Consider the following 17,515-nt stretch of genomic DNA (forward strand, 5'->3'; position numbering starts at 1 on the left):
TTCGTGTTTGGTTAGGTCTGCCATTCAGGCCGCAGAAACAGGACAGGCGCATTGGGCCTGCCCGGACGCCCTGGTCTGCGCATGCCGGATGGCGGGCGGATCGGGAAAATCGGTTCCTGCGGGATGGGTGCAGGCAGTGCACCCAACGGGTTTGCAAGGGCTGAAACGTCGCCCCTGATTGCAATCGAATTGACCAAAGCCGTCGCGGTCTGTTCATCCGCCACCCTATAGGGCACGTGATCCTGTGCCGAACGGGCGCTGAACCGACCAGCCGGGCAAAAGGCCTGCAGCCCGCCTTCGACAAAGATCACCTCATCCGTGTCAAAAAACAAAGTCGTCACCTGGAACGATGACCCCGGCACCTGCGCCGACATCCGGCACGCACCGTTCAACATCCGGGCCGGAATGACCGAGACACCCGCCGCGTCGGGATCGAGTTTCCCAAGGTCCAGCGCCATGCCCTGCTCGGGCATCAACCAGACAGGCCGCCCGTTATAGGTCGCCCGTGCGGGTACAAATATCGGCATGTAATCGGCGCGGGTTTCATCGGCCGGAATAACGACGCAACAGGTCGAAATCCGGCGCACCTCGCGAAACCCGTTATCCAAAGTTCGCACCAGATCGCCCACGGCAACCCGTTCGATCAGCTTCCAGCCACTTGTTGTGGCAACTTTGGTGCCGTGCAACAGACCGCCACGGCGTGCGTTTACCGCTTTATTCGGGTCGGCGAAATCAACGTCACCAGATTGATCCGAAAACCCCGAAACACTCACTACTTCAAACACGTGCCTCACCCCCTTGTGGCACAAACTAACGATGCAAAACGGATAGCATGAATTTTAAGGGGTGACTTATTTCTGACATATTTGCGCCCAATTTGGGCCTTTTGAGGCCCCTTTTGCGCACATCTTGCAGACAAATGCAGGATAAATTGTTCTATTGATCCGCGTTCGGAAACGATTACTAGGCCGATCCGTCGAACTGATATCCGAATCTCCGAATATCTTCCGCACAGGCTTGGGCAACTGCATCCACTGTTTGCGTCGTATAATAACTGCGATAATCGCGATCCCGCTGTGACCGGTTCAGATGCGGCAAATCCACGTCAAACCCGAGATGTTCGATCAGAGGCTGCGCGTCCTGTGCGAAATGCTCAAGTCGAATATATGCGTCACATCTCTCGGCACCGTTGGCCATGGTCACATAGGCGCGCGCGGGGTGGTGCTGAAAGGATCGCAGCGTGGTCGGACGCAGGACAAACGACCCGAAATCCAGATCCTTGGCGCGCCCGACATCCGGGTGATCGAAGCTCTGTACCCGCAGCCAATGATAATAGCTCACCATCCGGTCCCACGGATTGCGCACCATCGTAAACACGAACATCGAGGTCAACGCCCCGGCAGGCAGCACCCCGTCGATATCGAACAGCGTCGAATGTTTCCACAAGCGCCCGCGCGCGTTCAGGGATTTGGCGCGGCGTCGGCGTTTCAGCGCCTTGGGCGTATCCCCCAACAGAATGTCATCCTTCATCGCCCGCTGTTCCAGCGCCAACGCCAGCGACGTGCCCCCGGTCTTGGGGATATGCACGAACACATAACGCCGCCCGGTCGAGATGATCACGCCACGCCCTGCTCTGCCGTTGCGCGACTGGCGCGCCATCCCAGCACGGCCCCCGCCGTTGCAATCAGTCCGATGCCAAAGACCTGCATCACGCCGATGGACTGCCCCAAAGCGACCCAGGCAAAAAGCGGGCCGAAGATCATCACCGAATATTCGAACACGGCAACAAAGGACGGCTCGCCCACTTGATACGCCTTGATCAGCATGAAGACCGCGATGGTCGACCCAACGGCTTGCACGACGATCCACGGGATGGCCGGTTGGAAGTCCCAGACCAGCCCTCGGGTCACAAACCCGTCCGGCCCGTCGGGCGTATCCACCGGAAAGGCGGTGAAAAAGGCCAAACCGATTGCGCCTGCCAGTCCCAGGGTCATCACCATATTCGCCAGCAACGCCACCGTGCTTTCGTCCGAGCAATGACTGCGGGTGACAATCGCGCTGAGCGCATAGAAAAACCCGCCCGCCACCGGCAACAGGGTTCGGGCGTCGAAATCGGTTGGGTTGGGTTGCAAAACGCACAGGATGCCGATGAACCCGATCATCACCGCCCCGATACGCCACGGACCGATAGGTTGTTTCAGCCCCAGTGCCGAGATCAGAAGCACAAAGATCGGCGAGGTGAACAGCCCGGCCAGTGCCTGCGCAATCGGCATCAAAGCCAGCGAGGCGAAATAGAACAGCATGGCCGTGGTGATCAGCAGGCTGCGCACCACGACAGGCCCCAACCGTTTAGGGCGCAGCGTGCCAAAACCCAGCAGCGACAGCCCTGCGATCAAGGGCAACATCAAAGCGGCCCGACTCAGGTGGAATTGCCACAGCCCGATTGTCTCGGCCAGCAAGATCACGACATTGTCCACAACCCCGATGATGGCCATGGAACTGACCATAAGGGCCGCGGCCAAAATCGGTGAGGTCGGTTTAGCTGCCTGCATCTACCACATGTTCCTGTTCTGCGCCCCGCCATCCAGCACAATTGCCAATCCCGACGCAACAAGTTTGCGCCGCGCGATTTGGGCGTGCTAAGCTGCGGCAAAAGAAATACGAGCAGAACCCATCCAGATGACCGCCCTGAAACAGTACCAGCGGATCGAAGCCACCGGTCTGTGGCGTCCCTCGCCCGATGAACAACGACGCGAGGTTGTCGTCTCGATTGGTGAGGCAACGCTGACCATCTCGGATTTCAATGACCGCGCCTTGACGCATTGGTCGCTGGCGGCGCTGGAACGGCAGAATCCCGGCGTCTTCCCGGCGATCTTCAACCCCGATGGCGACCCGGATGAGACGCTGGAGCTGGCCGAAAGCGAAAAGACCATGCTCGAAGCCATCGACCGGCTGCAACGCGCCATCGACAAGGCACGCCCGCATCCCGGGCGTCTGCGGTGGCTCAGCGTTGGGGGCGTTGCTGCTGCTGTTCTTGCGGTCATGCTGCTATGGCTACCCGGAGCGCTGCAAAGCCATGTGGTGTCCGTCGTGCCCGAGGTGAAACGGCAGGAAATCGGCGACACAATTCTGAAACGGATCGAGCGTGTGTCGGGGCGTGCCTGTATCTCTCGCGATGCGCAGGCGTCATTGGATCGGTTGGCGAAACGGACCGGCGTGCGGCAGATCATCATCCTGCCTGCAGGCGTGCAGGACAGCCTCAGCCTGCCGGGCGGCACTGTTCTTCTCAGCCGGTCACTGGTCGAGGATCATGAGGATCCAGCCGTCGCCGCCGGATATGTTATTGCCGAACGGGCGCGGTCCGAACAGCAGGACCCGCTGGATGATTTGCTGGACCGGACAGGCGCGTCCTCGGCGTTTCGATTGCTGACAACCGGAGGGCTGACGCCTCAGATCGTCGACAGCTATACCGAACAGGTCTTGTCCGAACCCCGCCCTTCGGTCACGGATGAGGCGTTGCTGGCCATGTTCGCGCAGGCCGCCCTGCCCTCGACCCCTTATGCCTATGCGCGTGACATCACCGGGGAAACCGTGCTGGGCCTGATCGAGGCCGACCCGATGGCCGGGCGCACGTTGGAACAGGTGTTGCCGGACCGCGATTGGGTCCGGCTACAGAATATCTGCGGCGAGTGATCCGCTTTACTTGGTGCCGAACATCCGGTCCCCGGCATCACCGAGACCGGGCATGATATAGCCTTTCGAGTTCAACTCGCGATCCAGCGCGGCGGTGACGATATGCACGTCCGGGTGCGCCTCTTTCATGCGTTCGACCCCTTCGGGTGCGGCCAGCAGGCAGAGAAAGCGAATATCGGTCGCGCCCTGCTCTTTCAGCAGATCAATCGCGGCGGCAGAGCTGTTACCGGTGGCCAGCATCGGGTCCACGGCGATGACCAAACGGTCTTTCAGCCCCTCGGGGGCCTTGAAGTAGTACTGAACGGGTTTCAGCGTTTCTTCATCGCGATAGAGGCCGACAAATCCCACCCGTGCCGAGGGGATCAGTTCCAGCACCCCATCCAGCATCCCGTTGCCCGCCCGCAGGATCGAGACCAGCGCCAGCTTCTTGCCGGCCAGGATGGGGGCGTCCATCTCCTCCATCGGGGTTTCGATATGCCGCGTCGTCAGCGGCATTTCCCGCGTGATCTCATAAGCCAACAGCAGCGTGATTTCGCGCAGCAACTGCCGGAACACGGCGGTCGAGGTACCCTTGTCCCGCATGAGCGTCAGCTTGTGTTGCACCAGCGGGTGGTCGACGACGGTCAGGTGATCGCTCATGAGTTCTCCAGTCTTTTCTTGACCCGCGCGCGGGTGTCTTCGTCACAAAAAGCCGCGTTCAGGGCTGTTTCATTCAGTGCGGCAAAGTCTTCGGCGTCCCAGCCGAAGGCTGCGTGCAGCATCTCATATTCGCGCCGCATGGTGGTATGAAAAAAGGGCGGATCGTCGGTGGAAACGGTGACCTTGACGCCTGCATCGCGCAACCGCGCAATCGGGTGGGCTGCGAAATCAGGAAACAGGCCAAGGACCACGTTTGATCCCGGACAGACCTCTAGCGTGATACCACGGTCGGTAATTTCGTGCACAAGGTCAGGATCTTCAATCGCGCGCACCCCGTGGCCGACGCGTTCCACACCAAGATCGCGGATCGCATCACGGACACTTTCCGGGCCGCCAAACTCGCCCGCATGGGTGGTGAGACGCAGCCCCGCCTCGCGGGCGCAGTCGAAGGCCCATTTGAAATCCCCCTGGGTGCCCACGGATTCGTTGCCGCCCATGCCAAAACCGGTAATCCAGTCGCCTGCGGTTTCCGCCGCGCAATGGGCGCTGCGTTTGGCCTGTTCAGGACCGAAATGACGGACACAGGTGACAACACCGCGCAGGGTGATGCCGAATTTGCGCTCAGCCTCGTCAGCGGCGTCCTGAATGGCGGTCAGATAGTCGCGCCAGGCATGAAGATCCCCGCCGCCGCAGAAATCGGGGCTGAGAAAGGTTTCCGAATAAACCACGCCATTTGCGGCGCTTTCTTCAAGTATCGCCAGCGTCAGGCGGCGGAAATCCTCGGGCGTTTTGAGAACCTCACAAGCGGCCTCATACACGCTGAGGAAATGGGCGAAATCCCGGAAGTCATAGCTGCCGTCGGGTTTGAATATCCCGCTCAGGTCAACGCGCTTTTCATGGGCGAGTTGGCGGATAAAGGCGGGCGGGGCCGCGCCTTCGTGGTGCAGGTGCAACTCGATTTTGGGCAGGTCTGCGACGGTCATAGAAAGCTTCTCCCCGGCCCTTGCGCCGGAATGTTCAGGTGATGGGCAATACTGGCAGCGACGTCGGCGAATGCGATTTGCCCGATCTGGCCGCTGCCTTTTCCAGCGACCAGAACAGGCACCTGTTCGCGCGTGTGATCGGTTCCGGTCCAGCTGGGATCGTTGCCGTGATCGGCGGTCAGCAGCAGCAGGTCGTCCGGGCGCAGCTTTTGCAGGATCACGCCGATTTCCCGGTCGAACCATTCCAGAGCACGGGCGTAACCGCTGATGTCGCGGCGGTGACCATAGAGGCTGTCGAATTCGACGAAATTGGCGAAAGTCAGGCTGCCCTCTTCGGCCTCGTCCACCAGATCGGAAAGGTGCCTCATCAACTCGGCGTCCGAACCTTTGCGCAGCGTGTCGACCCCCTGCATCGAAAAGATGTCGCCGATCTTGCCCACGGCATGCACCTTGCGACCGGCATCCTGCACCCAATTGGTCAGCACCGGCGCAGGCGGCAGGATCGCGAAATCCTTGCGGTTGGTAGTGCGGGTGAATCCGTCCTTAGGCGATCCGACAAAGGGCCGCGCAATCACCCGGCCCACTTTCATCTGGTGCAAACGCGGCGCGAGCGTCCGGCACATCTGCAGCAGGCGGTCGAGGCCAAAGCTGTCTTCATGCGCGGCGATCTGGAACACGCTGTCGGCTGATGTGTAGCAGATCGGCCAGCCGGTCCGCATATGCTCGGCCCCCAGTTCCGCAATGATCGCGGTGCCCGAGGCATGGCAATCGCCCAAAATGCCGCCGGTGACCGCGGCCTCGGCCGCGGCGCGGCTCAGATCAGCGGGAAAGGCCGGGGTGGTGTCGGGGAAATAGTGCCAATCCCACGGTACGGGCAAACCGGCCAGTTCCCAATGGCCCGAGGGCGTGTCCTTGCCCGGCGAACGTTCGCGCGCGCAGCCCCAGAGGCCCGAGGGTTCAGCATCAAGTCCCGGCGTATCATCCCCCGACGCCAGGCGCGCCGCAGCACCAAGGCCCAGCGCGTCCAGATTGGGCAGGTCTAGCGTGCCAGAGCGCCCGTCCTCGGCGCGACCCTCGGCACAGGCCTGCGCGATATGGGTAACCGTGTTGGCCCCGATGTCCGGCACGTCGCCGTTGAAATACTGGCCCGCATCCGGTGCGCCGCCGATACCGACCGAGTCCATGACGACCAGAAAAGCCCGGCTCATGCGGTGATCCTTTCATGAACCAGCGCCGGGGTCATCGGTGCATCATCGCCGATCGAGATGGCTTGCAGGATCGTATCTGCGGCCTGCCGCGCGGCGTCTTCCCGCGCGGCATGCACCACGGCCAAGGGCGCGCCTTTGTCGACTTTGTCGCCCAGCCGGACAATGCCGGACATACCGACCGCCGGGTCGATCACGTCACTTTCGACCTGCCGACCACCGCCCAAGGCAACCACGGCAAGGCCCAATGCCTCGCCGTTTATCGCGTTGATATACCCACCGCGCGGGGCTTGAACCTCAAGGATCACGCTGGCTTCGGGCAGGAAGCGTGACCAGTTTTCGACGAACTGCAGCGGCCCGCCGACAGCGGCCATCATGCGGCCAAACCGCTCGGCTGCGCGCCCGTCGCGGATAACGTCAGTGATCTTGTCTCGCCCCTCATCCGCCGTGGCGACCATGCCGGCATCGGTCAGCAATACGCCGCCCAGCTCGGCCGAAATTTCGGCCAGCGGCGCGTAATGCGCATTTGTCAGAACATTCATCACCTCGGCCACTTCCAGCGCATTGCCCAGCGCCGGGGCCAAGGGTTGATGCATATCAGTGATCACGGCCGAGGTCCGGCACCCTGCCGCATTCGCAGTCTCGGTCAAGGCCTGTGCCAGTGTGCGCGCTTCATCCAGCGTTTTCATGAACGCCCCGCTGCCGACCTTGACATCGAGCACCAGAGCCTCGGGGCTGGCCGCCAGTTTCTTGGACAGGATTGACGCGGTGATCAGATCGAGGCTTTCGACCGTCGCCGTGACATCCCGGATCGCATACAGCCGCTTGTCGGCCGGTGCGATCTGACCGGTTGCGCCAACAATCGCGGCCCCAGTTTCGCTTAGTATCTGGGCCAGACGGTCCTGCCCGATCTGCGTGGTGACACCGGGAATGGCCTCAAGCTTGTCCAGCGTGCCACCTGTATGACCAAGGCCCCGCCCGGAAATCATCGGAACATAGGCCCCGCATTCCGCCAGCGCCGGGGCCAGTATCAGGCTGACGCAGTCCCCCACCCCCCCGGTCGAGTGCTTGTCGATCACCGGCCCGTTCACGTCCCAATTCAGAACATCACCGCTGTCGCGCATTGCCAGGGTCAGGTCTGCCCGCCCCTGCGCGCCCAGCCCGCCCATGCAAACCGCCATCGCAAAGGCCCCGGCCTGCGCGTCGCTGACCCCGCCATCAGCCAGCCCTTGTGCAAACCATGACAGGTCTTCGCTGGTCGGCACCTCATGCCGGCGCAGTTTTGCGATGATCGAGCGGGCATCCATTGGCTCAGGCGTCCTGCATATGGGACGCGTCGAACGCGCCCGGCAGAAGATCGCCGATGGTGGTTTCCAGTTCCATCCCGCCGGTCGTCGCCAGAGTGACCTTCACGTCGCGCCCACCGAACTCGGCCAGTTTCTGACGGCACCCCCCGCAGGGCGGTACTGGTTGTGGGCTTTGGGCCACGACGTAGACCTCGGCCAGTTCGGTCTCACCTGCGGCAACCATGGCGGCTATCGCCCCTGCTTCGGCACAGGTGCCTTCGGGATAAGCCACGTTTTCGACGTTGCAGCCGACGTAAAGCGTACCGGACCCCGACAGGATCGCCGCACCAACCTTGAAATTCGAATAAGGCGCATGGGCGTTTTCGCGAACCTTCAGGGCAGCATCTTTGAGCGACATGGCGATTCCCCAATTTTTGATCAGTTGGTCAGAAAAACGTACCCTAATAGCAAGCGCCGGGGAAGTTGAAGCCCCCAGCATGTGTTTTTCGCCTATTCCAGCATTGTGTTGAAGGTTCCCGGTAATGTCACCTCAAGCAACTCGATGTCCTCGGACGGTTCCGCCAGCCGCGTGCGCATTCGTGGCGGAATAACAAAGGCGTCCCCCTGTTCCAGCCGGTATGGCTCGCGCCCTTCGCCTTCCAACGTCACCTCTCCGGCCATGACGAAGGTAAAGTGAATGTCCGTATCGTGGCTGGCCCAGACCGGGTCCCCCTGCCCGCGGCGGATGACCTGTACCCCGGCCACGCCTTTGGTGTTTTCGGCAATCGTCGTGTCACGGCAAACATAGCCCGGCAGCCGGAAGGGTATCCACTCGGCATCCTTGGCCTGATTGTAGACAAAGCGTTGGCCCTGCCATTCCCGGTCCGGACGCAAATGAGGCGTCGGCAGCTCCATCTCATGATCAATCTCGGTGACATGCTCGGCCGGGACGCCGATCTCGATCACCTGCACGTTGTCCGAGGCTTCCAGCACGCGATGGCGGATTTCCGGGGGCTGGATAAAGCAATCCCCGGCGGTCAGGCGCATCTTGTCACCCTGATCCTCGTAGACAACATCGACCCAGCCATGGATGCAGAATATCAGCTGAAAACCCACCTTGTGGAAATGCACCATATCCGGCACCGGCCCACCATCGGGGATGCGGATATGGCTGGCGATGATCGAGCCGCCCAAACGATCCGGCACCAGATCACGGTAATGCATGCCCGCCCGCCCGATGATCCACGGGGCCTGATCCTTGAGCCTGCGAACCACAAAGGAATGGACCGTTTCGGGCATGACCAGCGGCGGGTCGCGGTCTTCAATCTCGATTCGGGTTCCGTTTGGCGCGATCAAAACCCGTTCGCCGCCGGCAAATGCGTCGGGGTCTTCGGTCAGGATGCGAAGCGTTCCGGCACCTTCAGGCGCATCTTTTTCTATGCGCAGGCGCAACCCATGACCCGAAAATACGGCAGTCCGTGGATCGTCTGCGGGATAGATCATGTCCATCCGCATCCCCAGCACCTTGGTGTAAAACGGGATGTCGTCCCTTAGCTCATTCGTTGGTAAGCGGAACTCGGCTATCGTCTGGTTCGAACGCAAAGGGCGCATCAGGCAGTGTCTCGTGCTGTTGGTGTTTACGCCATCCGATCAGAACCGAAGCGAAAATGCCAATCGAAAACAATAGCTCGAGCGTTTCTTCCACAACAAAGAGCCGCATCAGCGTCAGTTGGGAAAAGTCCGTATATTTGGGCCGTGCGACCTGATCCACGACTTGCGCCACGACGACAGCCAACACTGCCAAAGCAAAAGCGGTGAGGAATGGCGCACGGGCCTTGCGGGCTTTCCAAATTGTTGGGATCCCGTGCCAAACCACGCCGAACAGCAAGACCAGACCCAGAACCACCCGCACCCAAGTGGGATCGAGCATGTTGTCAATCGCGTTGAATACAGCCGCATGCGAGCTGTCTGCGGCGAAGATCTCGGTGTCGATCTCTCGCTCGGCCAGAAGGAAACAGCCCAGCGAAATATACACTCGCGGCAACCCCTTCAAAGTTACCAACGCCGCCACAGCCGCGCCGAACAGCATCACAGCCGATGCAATCTCGACAATCCCGCCTTCATTGACATGCGTGATCGCCCAGGTTGGCCACAGTATCCCAACCACGCAAAACAGCAGCGTCGCCAACATGACACAATGGGTCACCGCAACGCCAGTTGCGGGTGCAAATCGAACGGGCAGAGTCAAACGCTCTGCTTTGGTTTCAGTGCTGAAAGTCATGCCTATCTTGGTTCTGCTGGTTCGGCAGTTTGAGTGAGTGGATTTGGCCGAATGTAAATATTTTACAACGGAAATCAACCAAGCCCGGATTAAGAGACATCAAGCTGTGATAGGTGACGCAACGTAGCCAAGCCGCAAAAACTCGGTTACCACACGGTTAGATACCAGAAGGGAGCCGTATCGCTGATGTCTGACTCACGCAGCCAAAGACAAGCCGCGCTTGACTATCACGCCCATCCAAAACCCGGAAAGCTTGAGATCAAGGCCACAAAGCCAATGGCCAATGGTCGCGATCTGGCCCGCGCCTATTCGCCCGGCGTGGCCGAGGCGAGCCTTGAGATCAAGGCCGATGCGTCGAACGCGGAGCTTTATACCTCGCGCGGGAATCTGGTGGCTGTGGTTTCGAACGGAACGGCTGTTCTGGGGTTGGGCAATATCGGCGCGCTGGCCTCGAAGCCGGTGATGGAGGGCAAGGCGGTTCTGTTCAAGAAATTCGCCGGAATCGACTGTTTCGACATCGAAGTCGATCAGCCCGACCCGGAAAAGCTGGCCGATATCGTCTGCGCGCTTGAACCCACGTTCGGCGCAATCAATCTGGAAGACATCAAGGCCCCGGATTGCTTTGTCGTCGAAAAGCTGTGCCGCGAGCGCATGAACATCCCCGTCTTTCACGACGACCAGCATGGCACGGCCATTGTGGTCGGAGCAGCCGCCAAAAACGCGCTGCACGTCGCAGGAAAGTCCTTCGAGGACATCAAGATCGTCTCAACCGGCGGTGGCGCGGCGGGCATCGCGTGTCTGAGCATGTTGGTCAAGCTGGGCGTGAAGCGCGAAAACATCTGGCTGTGCGATATTCACGGGCTGGTCTATGAGGGCCGTGAAGAGGATATGAACCCGCACAAGGATCAGTTCGCGCAGAAATCCGAACTGCGCACGCTGGACGACGTGATCGACGGGGCCGATCTGTTTCTGGGCCTCAGCGGCCCGAACGTTCTGAAGCCCGAAATGGTCAGCCGAATGGCCGATCAGCCTATCATCTTCGCGTTGGCCAACCCGACCCCGGAAATTCTGCCCCAAGCCGCGCGCGAGGTTGCGCCGGATGCGATCATCGCCACAGGGCGCAGCGATTTTCCCAATCAGGTGAACAACGTCCTGTGCTTTCCGTTCATTTTCCGCGGCGCGCTGGACGTTGGCGCGACCGAGATCAATGACGAGATGCAAATCGCCTGCGTCGATGGCATCGCCGAAATGGCCCGCGCCACCACCAGCGCCGAGGCTGCCGCTGCTTATAAGGGCGAGCAGCTGAATTTCGGCCCGGACTACCTGATCCCCAAACCCTTTGATCCGCGTCTGGTGGGCGTTGTGTCCTCGGCTGTGGCGCGCGCAGCGATGGACAGCGGCGTTGCCAAACGTCCGATAAAGGATCTGGATGCTTACAGGGAAAAGCTGAACCAGACCGTCTTCAAATCCGCCCTGCTGATGCGGCCTGTGTTCGAAGCCGCCGCCGCAGCCTCGCGCCGGATCGTGTTTGCCGAAGGCGAGGATGAACGCGTCCTGCGTGCGGCGCAGGCCGTTCTGGAGGAAACCACCGAAACACCGATCCTGATCGGACGGCCCGAGGTGATCGATGCCCGCTGCGACCGGCTGGGCCTGACCATCCGCCCCGGCAAAGACTGCCAGATCGTGAACCCGGAGAACGACCCGCGCTATTACGACTATTGGAGCTCGTACCACAAGATCATGCAACGCCGGGGCGTGACGCCGGATCTGGCCAAGGCCATCATGCGCACCAATACAACCGCCATTGGGGCGATCATGGTGCACCGGGGGGAAGCGGACAGCATGATCTGCGGTACGTTTGGCGAATATCGCTGGCACCTGAACTATGTCGAGCAGGTGCTGAACAAGGGCGACCTGCGTCCGCATGGCGCGCTGTCGCTGATGATTCTGGAAGACGGCCCCCTGTTCATTGCCGACACCCATGTCCGGCAATTGCCAACGCCCGAGGAACTGGCCGAATCCACCATAGGCGCGGCCCGCCATGTGCGGCGTTTCGGGCTGGAGCCCAAAATCGCCTTCTGTTCGCAATCTCAGTTCGGCAATCAGGCCGAAGGCTCGGGCAAACGCCTGCGTGCTGCCATCGAAATACTCGATCAGCGACCAAGAGATTTCATCTACGAAGGCGAGATGAACCTTGATGCCGCGCTGGACCCGGAGCTCAGGGCCCGGATCTTCCCGGCCTCGCGTTTGGAAGGGGCGGCAAATGTGTTGGTCTTTGCCCATGCCGATGCGGCAAGCGGAGTGCGGAACATTCTGAAGATGAAAGCCGACGGGATCGAGGTTGGTCCGATTCTGATGGGGATGGGAAACAAAGCCCATATCGTGACACCGTCGATCACAGCGCGCGGGTTGCTGAACATGGCGGCCATCGCCGGCACCCCGGTCGCACATTACGGCTGATGCGATGCGCGATTATAAAGCCGAACGCCTTCTTTGGCGTTCGGCGAGTCGTCGCCTTTGCACAGAAAAGTTAACAAATTTGCAATTTCCGCAAGGTTATTCAACTAAGCCCAAAAAACCAAACAGGTTTGCAATAATTTGCAGATCATTCCGACCCGAACTGCAAAGATTTTGCGATAAACTGACGCGGCGTCACAAGCGCCGCTTGTTTGATACGCGGCGGATACCTAACAACGTGCTCAGTGCTTTGGGAGGAAGACAAAATGGCATATCAGGACGTTTACGATAGCTGGAAAAACGACCCCGAGGCGTTCTGGATGGACGCTGCAAAAGGGATCGATTGGGACAAACCTCCGAGCAAAGCGCTGTTTGACGATAACGCCCCGCTTTATGAATGGTTCAGTGACGCGCAGGTCAATACCTGCTGGAACGCCGTCGACCGTCACGTGGAAAACGGGCGCGGCGAGCAGACCGCCATAATCTATGACAGCCCGATCACCCATACCAAGCGCGAGATCTCATATGTCGAGCTGCGCAACCGCGTCGCCACCCTGGCCGGGGCGTTGCGGGCCAAGGGTATCGAAAAGGGCGACCGGGTCATCATCTATATGCCGATGATCCCCGAAGCGCTTGAGGCGATGCTGGCCTGCGCCCGGCTTGGCGCGGTGCATTCAGTGGTGTTCGGCGGTTTTGCCAGTAACGAACTGGCCGTCCGCATCGATGACGCACAGCCCAAGGCGATCGTCGCCGCCTCATGCGGGATGGAGCCGGGCCGCGTAGTGCACTACAAACCCTTGCTGGACGGCGCCATCGACATGGCAAAGCACAAGCCCGAGTTCTGCGTGATTTTCCAGCGTGAACAAGAGGTTGCGCAGCTGATTGAAGGACGCGACTTCAATTGGCACGGCTTCCAATACGGCGTTGAACCGGCGGAATGTGTGCCGGTTGCGGGCAATGATCCGGCCTATATCCTCTATACCTCGGGTACCACGGGTGCGCCGAAAGGGGTTGTGCGACCAACCGCCGGGCATCTGGTTGCGCTGAACTGGTCGATGAAGAACATCTACAATGTCGATCCGGGCGAAGTGTTCTGGGCGGCCTCGGATGTGGGCTGGGTCGTGGGACATTCCTACATCTGCTACGCGCCGCTGATCCACGGCAACACCACTATTGTGTTCGAAGGCAAACCTGTCGGCACCCCTGATGCGGGCACCTTCTGGCGGGTGATCTCGGAACACAATGTCCGCAGCTTTTTCACCGCCCCCACCGCCATCCGCGCCGTCAAGCGCGAGGACCCCAAAGGCGAGATGCTGGCCAAATATGACCTCTCCGGCTTGCGCGCGCTGTATCTGGCGGGCGAACGTGCTGACCCCGATACGATCATCTGGGCGCAGGACGCGCTGAAGGTTCCGGTGATCGACCACTGGTGGCAGACAGAAACCGGATGGACCATTGCAGGTAACCCGCTGGGGATCGAGGAATTGCCTACCAAACTGGGCTCGCCCGCCAAACCGATGCCCGGCTATGATGTGCAAATCCTGGACGAGGGCGGCCACCCGATGAAACCGGGTGAGTTGGGGGCGATTGCAGTAAAACTCCCCCTGCCCCCAGGCACGTTGCCAACGCTGTGGAATGCCGAGGACCGTTTCCGGAAATCCTATCTGGAACATTTCCCCGGATACTACGAAACCGGCGACGCGGGCATGATCGACGAGGATGGATACCTCTATATCATGGCGCGCACCGACGATGTGATCAACGTGGCTGGCCACCGCCTGTCGACCGGCGGGATGGAGGAGGTACTGGCCGCCCACCCCGACGTCGCAGAATGCGCCGTGATTGGCGTCTCGGATCAGCTGAAAGGCCAGATGCCGGTGGGTTTCCTGTGTCTGAACGCGGGTGCCGCACGCGATCATGGCGACGTGGTTCAGGAGGTCGTCAAGATGGTCCGCGACAAGATCGGGCCGGTCGCGGCCTTCAAGCTGGCTGTCGTGGTGGATCGTTTGCCCAAAACCCGCTCGGGCAAGATCCTGCGCGGCACCATGGTGTCGATTGCCGACGGGCAGGACTATAAGATGCCTGCAACCATTGATGATCCGGCCATTCTGGACGAGATCAAAGCGGCCCTGCAAACCATCGGATACGCGCAATAAGTCCGGGGCGGCCTGCACCGCCCCCCTTGCAACCAGGTACAGGCCCCCTACTGTCACGATCAGACAGTGAGGGCCCATGACACAAAGCGATATCTGGCGTCTCAGCGCCACCGAGTTGACACAGCTGACCCGCAGCGGCGACTTGAGCGCCGAAGCCGCAACTCAAGCCGCGATTGATCGGATGCATGCGGTCAATCCCAGCCTCAATGCGGTGGTCGAAGACCTGAGCGATCCGGCGCTTGACCGTGCCCGCGATCTGGATCGGGCGCGCGCAAAGGGCGAATATCCCGGCCCGCTGTTCGGCGTCCCGGTCACGATCAAAGTGAATGTCGATCAAAAGGGTCACGCCACCACAAACGGCGTGGTCGCGTTGAAAGACGTGATCGCGCCGGATGACGCCCCGGTTGTGTCGAACCTGCAAAAGGCCGGGGCCATTGTGATCGGTCGCACGAACACGCCAGAGTTTTCCTTCCGCGCCGATACGGACAACCCGCTATACGGGCGCACCCATAACCCTTGGGGTCAGCATATCTCGCCCGGGGGATCGTCTGGTGGGGCCGGTGCTGCCGTGATGGCGGGTATCGGCGCGCTGGGTCACGGCAATGACATCGGTGGCAGCCTCAGGTTTCCCGCCGCCGCCAATGGCGCGGTTACGGTCAAGCCCGGCCTGGGCCGCGTGCCCGCCTGGAACCCCAGCCAAAAGGCCGAGCGCGGATCGCTGGCCCAATCCATGTCGGTGCAAGGGCTGTTGACCCGCTCCGCCGCGGATCTGCACCTGTCGATGCCAAGCCTGATCGCGCCCGACGCGCGAGACCCTTTCCACGTGCCGATGCCTTGGCGCGGGGACGATCTGGAAGGGCCGATCAAAGTTGCCTTAACCAAAAACACCTTTGACTATGCCCTTCACCCCGAGGTCGAAAAAGCACTGGACACTGCGCGCGACGCTCTGACGGATGCCGGGTATTTGGTGGAAGAAATCGATCCGCCCGATGTCTTTGAATGCGGGCGGATTGGCTATCGCTCTTTGATGGGCGAAGTGCTGACCCTGATGAAGTCGGATGTCGAGGCTGCGGGCTCTCAGACCATTCAGGACATCTTCGACGTCTATTTTCAGGAATTCCCGCCTATCGTCGAAACCGAACTGCTTAAAATGCTGGCCAAACGCAGCCATTATGCGCGCGAATGGTCGCTGTTTCTGCAAGATTACCCGCTGGTCCTGTCGCCCTTCCTGCCGCAACCCTTCTTTAAGCCGGACCGCGACACCGAAGGGGCCGAAGGCGTGCATGAGGTTCTGGGCTGCGCTGTTTATTCCTACGCGATGAACTTTCTGGGCCTGCCCGCCGCCTGCGTCCCTGCCCGTCTGGCTCAGTTGCCGAAAGGTCCGCAGCCCATCAATGTCCAGATTGCCGCGCGGCGCTGGCGCGAAGATCTGGCCGTGAACGCCGCCGCCGCCATCGAAGAGCGTGTCGGACAGATGTGTCTGCCATTGTGGGACAGTCTTTCGGGCGGGTAACCGCCCCAAAACAAAATAGACCCCGGGTTATTGGGCCCGGGGTCCAGCTGCTTAAATGTGCCCGGATTTCTGATGACGAGCGTAGCACCACCCACCCTCGCCAGCGCGAAATTTACGCAATCATTCGAAAACGCCGTACAGGTGGCCACTCACTCCCACCATAGCGTGATCTCCGAGCACGGTCAGATTAGCCAATCCGTAGCGAATGCCGTGTGAACTTCTTCACACAAGAGAAAATAAATCTAAAAAAATCGCAGTTTAAGTGAATTGCTCAGAGATTAAGCGCTCTTCCAGACCATGCCCCGGGTCAAACAGGATGCGATGGGTGATTGCAGGCTCTGACCGAATCTCAACCCAGTCGATATCCGGGAAGGAAATGGAATCCGCGTCGGCCATGACGGGGCGTTTGTCTGCGTCCAGTACGTCGAATCGAACCTTGGCAATCTTCGGCAGCAAAGCCCCCCGCCAGCGGCGCGGCCGGAATGCGGCAATTGCGGTCAAGGCAAGGACGTCCGCCCCGATTGGCAGAATCGGACCATGGGCCGAGTAGTTATACGCCGTCGAACCGGCAGGCGTGGACAGAAGCGCACCGTCGCAGACCAGTTCCGCCATCCGCTCGCGCCCATCGACGCTGATTTTCAACCGTGCGGCTTGCGGGCCTGCGCGCAGCAGTGAGACCTCGTTGATCGCCAATGCCTCGTGCAGCTTTCCCGATTGGTCCATGGCCCGCATGGCCAGCGGGTTGATGACCTCTTCCTGCGCATCGGCAAGACGGGCCATCAGGTCCTCTTCGTGGAAATTGTTCATCAGGAACCCGATTGTGCCACGATTCATACCGTATACCGGCGCGTCGAGATGCTGCATGTTCTTCAATGTGCGCAACATGAAACCGTCACCGCCCAGGGCAACCACAACCTCGGCGTCGCGCGGGGCGGCATTGCCATATTGTTCAATCAGGCGATCGCGGGCGCCCTGCGCCATCTCGGCCTCACTGGCGAGGAAGGCGATTCTTTTTTTCATTGGGTCTGGTTTCCGGTGCTACACATTTGGTTCCGAAACAAACATACCTTTCCTCAATAGGCCAGACTTGACGCCGCAGCGGGCCAAATCGTCGCTTTATGCCTTTTGCCGATGGTGGGTTTCCGATAGGAAATCCGCAAGTTTTTACCCCAGTCTATGGAGCGCAAATGAACGCCAACCTTCGTGATACGGGCTTTTTCACCCAATCCCTGTCCGACCGCGACCCGGAACTTTTCGGCTCGATCACATCCGAGCTGGGCCGCCAGCGCGATGAGATCGAGC

Annotated in this window: 15 protein-coding genes; 4 read left to right on the forward strand and 11 right to left on the reverse strand. The window is 60.4% G+C overall.

The genetic code is table 11. The annotated features are described in order from the left end of the window. Nucleotides 1-11: 11 nt before the first annotated feature. The 3 genes from ACR0LW_RS04855 to ACR0LW_RS04865 all read right to left on the reverse strand — a co-directional run bounded on the left by ACR0LW_RS04855 (nt 12) and on the right by ACR0LW_RS04865 (nt 2,552). A complete protein-coding gene (locus ACR0LW_RS04855; protein ID WP_480881733.1) occupies nt 12-785 on the reverse strand; it encodes a Hint domain-containing protein in 774 nt (257 codons plus the stop codon). A gap of 178 nt (nt 786-963) precedes the next feature. Then, nucleotides 964-1,620, reverse strand: coding sequence for a sulfotransferase family 2 domain-containing protein (locus ACR0LW_RS04860; RefSeq protein WP_480881758.1), 657 nt, complete (start codon nt 1,618-1,620; stop codon nt 964-966). Then, on the reverse strand, nt 1,617-2,552 hold the full coding sequence (locus ACR0LW_RS04865) for a DMT family transporter (RefSeq protein ID WP_170628341.1): 936 nt from the start codon (nt 2,550-2,552) through the stop codon (nt 1,617-1,619). Before ACR0LW_RS04865 ends, ACR0LW_RS04860 begins: the two co-directional genes overlap by 4 nt. Before the next feature lie 127 nt (nt 2,553-2,679). Here ACR0LW_RS04865 and ACR0LW_RS04870 point away from each other — a divergent pair, with 127 nt between their 5' ends. Continuing rightward, nucleotides 2,680-3,693 (forward strand): hypothetical protein, encoded by a 1,014-nt coding sequence (locus ACR0LW_RS04870; protein WP_480881734.1) that lies wholly within the window; start codon nt 2,680-2,682, stop codon nt 3,691-3,693. 6 nt (nt 3,694-3,699) lie between these two features. Here the strand turns inward: ACR0LW_RS04870 and upp are convergent, their stop codons facing one another. The 7 genes from upp to ACR0LW_RS04905 all read right to left on the reverse strand — a co-directional run bounded on the left by upp (nt 3,700) and on the right by ACR0LW_RS04905 (nt 10,165). Then, nucleotides 3,700-4,332, reverse strand: a complete 633-nt coding sequence (upp, locus tag ACR0LW_RS04875; RefSeq protein WP_170524854.1) for a uracil phosphoribosyltransferase — start codon at nt 4,330-4,332, stop codon at nt 3,700-3,702. Then, nucleotides 4,329-5,315 (reverse strand): adenosine deaminase, encoded by a 987-nt coding sequence (locus tag ACR0LW_RS04880; RefSeq protein WP_480781133.1) that lies wholly within the window; start codon nt 5,313-5,315, stop codon nt 4,329-4,331. Before ACR0LW_RS04880 ends, upp begins: the two co-directional genes overlap by 4 nt. Then, nucleotides 5,312-6,523: a phosphopentomutase gene (locus ACR0LW_RS04885; RefSeq protein WP_480881735.1), complete on the reverse strand. Its 1,212-nt coding sequence runs from the start codon at nt 6,521-6,523 to the stop codon at nt 5,312-5,314. The genes ACR0LW_RS04880 and ACR0LW_RS04885 overlap by 4 nt, the downstream gene beginning before the upstream one ends. Beyond that, on the reverse strand, nt 6,520-7,827 hold the full coding sequence (locus tag ACR0LW_RS04890) for a thymidine phosphorylase (protein ID WP_480580466.1): 1,308 nt from the start codon (nt 7,825-7,827) through the stop codon (nt 6,520-6,522). The genes ACR0LW_RS04885 and ACR0LW_RS04890 overlap by 4 nt, the downstream gene beginning before the upstream one ends. A 4-nt stretch (nt 7,828-7,831) precedes the next feature. After that, nucleotides 7,832-8,224, reverse strand: coding sequence for a cytidine deaminase (locus ACR0LW_RS04895; RefSeq protein WP_480881736.1), 393 nt, complete (start codon nt 8,222-8,224; stop codon nt 7,832-7,834). 92 nt (nt 8,225-8,316) lie between these two features. Continuing rightward, a complete protein-coding gene (locus ACR0LW_RS04900) occupies nt 8,317-9,417 on the reverse strand; it encodes a cupin domain-containing protein (RefSeq protein ID WP_480881738.1) in 1,101 nt (366 codons plus the stop codon). Then, on the reverse strand, nt 9,362-10,165 hold the full coding sequence (locus ACR0LW_RS04905) for a hypothetical protein (RefSeq protein WP_480881739.1): 804 nt from the start codon (nt 10,163-10,165) through the stop codon (nt 9,362-9,364). The genes ACR0LW_RS04900 and ACR0LW_RS04905 overlap by 56 nt, the downstream gene beginning before the upstream one ends. Before the next feature lie 108 nt (nt 10,166-10,273). Here ACR0LW_RS04905 and ACR0LW_RS04910 point away from each other — a divergent pair, with 108 nt between their 5' ends. The 3 genes from ACR0LW_RS04910 to ACR0LW_RS04920 all read left to right on the forward strand — a co-directional run bounded on the left by ACR0LW_RS04910 (nt 10,274) and on the right by ACR0LW_RS04920 (nt 16,213). Further along, entirely contained in the window at nt 10,274-12,547 is a 2,274-nt protein-coding gene (locus ACR0LW_RS04910) for an NADP-dependent malic enzyme (protein ID WP_480881740.1), read from the forward strand. A gap of 263 nt (nt 12,548-12,810) precedes the next feature. Further along, a complete protein-coding gene (gene prpE, locus ACR0LW_RS04915; RefSeq protein ID WP_480881741.1) occupies nt 12,811-14,700 on the forward strand; it encodes a propionate-CoA ligase PrpE in 1,890 nt (629 codons plus the stop codon). A 76-nt stretch (nt 14,701-14,776) separates the two neighbouring features. Further along, entirely contained in the window at nt 14,777-16,213 is a 1,437-nt protein-coding gene (locus ACR0LW_RS04920; protein ID WP_480881742.1) for an amidase family protein, read from the forward strand. A 258-nt stretch (nt 16,214-16,471) separates the two neighbouring features. On the opposite strand, the gene ACR0LW_RS04925 is transcribed toward ACR0LW_RS04920, so the two are convergent. Then, a complete protein-coding gene (locus ACR0LW_RS04925) occupies nt 16,472-17,233 on the reverse strand; it encodes an NAD kinase (RefSeq protein ID WP_480881743.1) in 762 nt (253 codons plus the stop codon). Nucleotides 17,234-17,515: the final 282 nt, after the last annotated feature.

It is taken from the genome of Ruegeria sp. N4 (assembly GCF_056531425.1).